The 3233-nt window shown below is 74.4% G+C and carries 4 protein-coding genes and 1 pseudogene; 1 reads left to right on the top strand and 4 read right to left on the bottom strand.

Translation table 11 applies throughout. The annotated features are described in order from the left end of the window. Positions 1–1337, top strand: a 1337-nt coding sequence (locus tag ITI46_RS33855) for a Zn-binding domain-containing protein (RefSeq protein ID WP_209243788.1), incomplete at its 5' end; no start/stop codon positions are given. Positions 1338–1646: 309 nt separating this feature from the next. On the opposite strand, the pseudogene ITI46_RS35320 reads toward ITI46_RS33855, so the two are convergent. The 4 genes and pseudogenes from ITI46_RS35320 to ITI46_RS33835 form a co-directional block, all read right to left on the bottom strand. Then, positions 1647–1856: pseudogene (locus ITI46_RS35320) on the bottom strand (Rv3654c family TadE-like protein); the annotation flags it as partial. A gap of 43 nt (positions 1857–1899) precedes the next feature. Beyond that, positions 1900–2343 carry a TadE family type IV pilus minor pilin gene (locus ITI46_RS33845; protein WP_307808429.1) on the bottom strand — a complete coding sequence of 148 codons (444 nt, stop codon included), beginning with the start codon at positions 2341–2343 and terminating at the stop codon, positions 1900–1902. 115 nt (positions 2344–2458) lie between these two features. Next, positions 2459–2623, bottom strand: coding sequence for a DUF4244 domain-containing protein (locus tag ITI46_RS33840; protein ID WP_307808430.1), 165 nt, complete (start codon positions 2621–2623; stop codon positions 2459–2461). Between the two features lie 95 nt (positions 2624–2718). Then, a partial coding sequence (locus ITI46_RS33835; protein WP_209243786.1) for a type II secretion system F family protein occupies positions 2719–3233 on the bottom strand: 515 nt, incomplete at its 5' end.

Here is a 3233-nt window from a genome sequence, read left to right as displayed (position 1 = left end):
GGAGTGGGCTGTCCGGGCGGATCGCCGCCTACCGTGGCGGCTATCTGCCCGAGGAACGGCGCGCCCTCGAGCGAGCCCTGCACACCGGTGAGCTGCTGGGGCTCGCCGCCACGAACGCCCTGGAACTCGGCATCGACATCTCGGGGCTGGACGCCGTCCTCATCACCGGCTATCCCGGCACCCGGGCCTCCCTCTGGCAACAGGCCGGCCGCGCGGGACGGGCCGGGCAGGGCGCGCTGGCCATCATGATCGCCCGGGACGAGCCGCTGGACACCTATCTCGTCCACCACCCCGATTCCGTCTTCCACACCCCGGTCGAGTCCACCGTCCTGGACCCGCACAACCCCTATGTCCTGGCCCCCCACCTGTGCGCAGCCGCAGCCGAGATCCCGCTCACCGAGGCCGACTTCGCCCTCTTCGGTCCCGAGACCCCGCAGCTGCTGAGCAAACTCGAAAAGCGCAAGCTGCTCCGCCGCCGCAACTCCGGCTGGCACTGGACCCGCAAGGAGCGCGCCGCCGATCTGACCGACATCCGCGGCAGCGGCGGAAAACCGGTGCAGGTGGTGGAGGCGGGCACGGGCCGGCTGCTGGGCACCGTCGATGCCGGTGCCGCACACACCACCGTCCACGAGGGCGCGGTCCATCTGCACCAGGGGCGCACCTATGTGGTGCGACAGCTCGACCTGGAGGACTCCGCCGCGCTTGTCGAGGAAGCCAGCCCGCCGTGGACGACGATGGCTCGCGACACCACCTCGCTCGCCGTACTGGAGACCGACGCCGAGGTCCCCTGGGGCGAGGCGCGGCTGTGCTTCGGCTCCGTGGAGGTCACCAACCAGGTCGTCTCCTATCTGCGCCGCCGTCTGATCACCGGCGAAGTCCTCGGCGAGACCAAGCTGGACCTTCCGCCCCGCACCCTGCGCACCCGCGCCGTGTGGTGGACCGTCACCGAGGACCAGCTCGACGCCGCCCGCATCAACCCGGAGATCCTCGCGGGCTCGCTGCACGCCGCGGAACACGCCGCGATCGGCATGCTGCCGCTGTTCGCCACCTGTGACCGCTGGGACATCGGCGGCGTCTCCATCGCGCTGCATCCCGACACCCTCCTTCCCACCGTCTTCGTGTACGACGGCCAGCCCGGCGGGGCCGGCTTCGCTGAGCGGGCCTTCCACACCGCCCGGGCCTGGCTGACCGCCACCCGCGACGCCATCGCCGCCTGCGAGTGCGAGGCAGGCTGCCCCTCCTGCATCCAGTCCCCCAAGTGCGGCAACGCCAACGACCCGCTGCACAAACGCGGCGCCATCCGCCTCCTCACCGAACTTCTCCGCTCCGCAGCCTGACGCCCCGTGCGCGGGCCTCGGCGCGGGCCTAGGCGCGGGCCTGGGCGCGGGCACGCCATCCGCCGGGCGCCTTTCGCCGCACCCGGAGCCCTTCACCGCTCTTCTGGCGCCCTTCACCGCCGGACGCGGCCGTCCGGACCGAGCGGGCTGTCGGGCGAGCTGCCGGAGAGACCGCCGGTTGCCCTCGAATCTGCCGCTGAGCGGGGCGTCGGCCCGGCCATCGGGGAGCGTGTCTGACAGCGCTTCCGGCGGCCCCGCACGGGCTCTGACCTGCGCGGAGTACGGGCCCCAGCGGACCCCCGCCTCCAGGTCCGCGATCTGGCCGCGGACCGCACACCGGGCCACCCGTGCGCCCTGCGCCCGCGCCACCCGGCGAGCCACCGCACACGCGCGGGCCTGGCCCTCCAGGGCGCGGTCGGCTGCCGCGAGGGCGGCCAGATCGGCGACGGCGCCCGCCCGATGGCGTACGTGGACCGCCTGGCCGAACCCGAGCACCGACGCGAAGACCCCGCACAGCACCACCACGCTCAGCGCCGCCCACACCGACGCCGACCCCCGGTCACTACGGAGCTCCGTCACCAACTGCCCTCCTCTCGTCCAACGCGACCGCCTCCGACCGCAACTCCACTGTCAGCGGTCCCGGGCCGGCCGTTCTCGCCCGTACCGCGACCCTCACCAGTTCGCCCTCCCTCGTCATCTCCACCCGGGCGCCGGGTGGCGCGGCGGACCGCACGGCCTGTGCCACCCCGCTCGCGGGCTCACCGCGAGCCGCGGCGCGCGCCCCGGCCCGGGCGGCGTCCACACACTGGATCCGGGCCACCGCCGCCATCAGCCCCCACAACAGGCCCGCCACCAGCAACACCAGAGCCGGGATCACGACTGCTGCCTCCGCCGTCACATAGCCCGCGCTCGGATCGCCGCGCCGCAGCCGTCCGCCACGCACGCCCCCGGCCACGTCCCGCCGCACGCCGCCGAGGCGGCCCCCCGCGTCCTCACGCGCATCCACCGACCCGCGCTGTGGCAGAGGCTGCCCCGGGCCGGCCTCCGCGTCCGCACCCGCACCCACGTCCACACCCGCGCCGGCGCCAGCGCCCGCACGCGCACGCGCACGCGCAATCCGCTCAGAACGGCGCACGGAGCGCCCGTTCGATCAGTCGCTGCAACTCGGCTCCTACCGGGCCGCTGTTGACGACCTTGTAGAGCACCGCGGCCAACGCGACCGCCGCCAGCGTGCCCATCGCGTACTCAGCCGTACTCATCCCCCTGTCCCCGGTGCACCTCCGCACCGTCCACGCCCTCTTCCACAACTGCCGCACCCTCGCCAACACCGCAGGTCCCTCCCTGACTTCATCTGTTGCTCTCCCAGCCGGATCGTCCGGCCTCACCACAGCGACCGCGCCAGCCCCAGCAGCACCGGGACGACTCCGACCGCCAGGAACGCGGGCAGGAAACACAGCCCCAGTGGTCCGGTGACCAGCACCGCTGCCCGTCTCGCCCGGGTTGTGGCGGCCCGGGCCCGGCCGGAGCGCAGTTCGGCGGCCAGCCGGGTCACGGACTCCACCGCCGGCACCCCGGCAACCCCGGCCCGCTCCATGCACCGGGCGAACTCCGCTCCCCACGGCCGCTCCGCGAACCTCCCCCACACCAGCGCGGGTTCGGCACCCAGCCGCAGCTCCGTCGCGGCCCCGGCAAGCCGGTGCCCCAACGGCCCACCCAGCGAGCCTCCGACAGCCTCCGCCGCGCGCTCCGGACCCGCGCCTGCCGCCAGGCATGCCGCCATCAGCTCGGCGGCGAGCGGAAGCTGGGCTTCGGCAGCCCGCTCCGCCGGGCTTCGGGAGTCCTCCGCCGCGCGCTGCCGACGCAGCCACCCCCAGGTGCCCCACGCAGCCGCAGCAC

Source organism: Streptomyces oryzae (assembly GCF_017676365.1).
Lineage (GTDB): Bacteria > Actinomycetota > Actinomycetes > Streptomycetales > Streptomycetaceae > Streptomyces > Streptomyces oryzae.
This window is presented reverse-complemented; position numbering and strand designations above follow the sequence as displayed.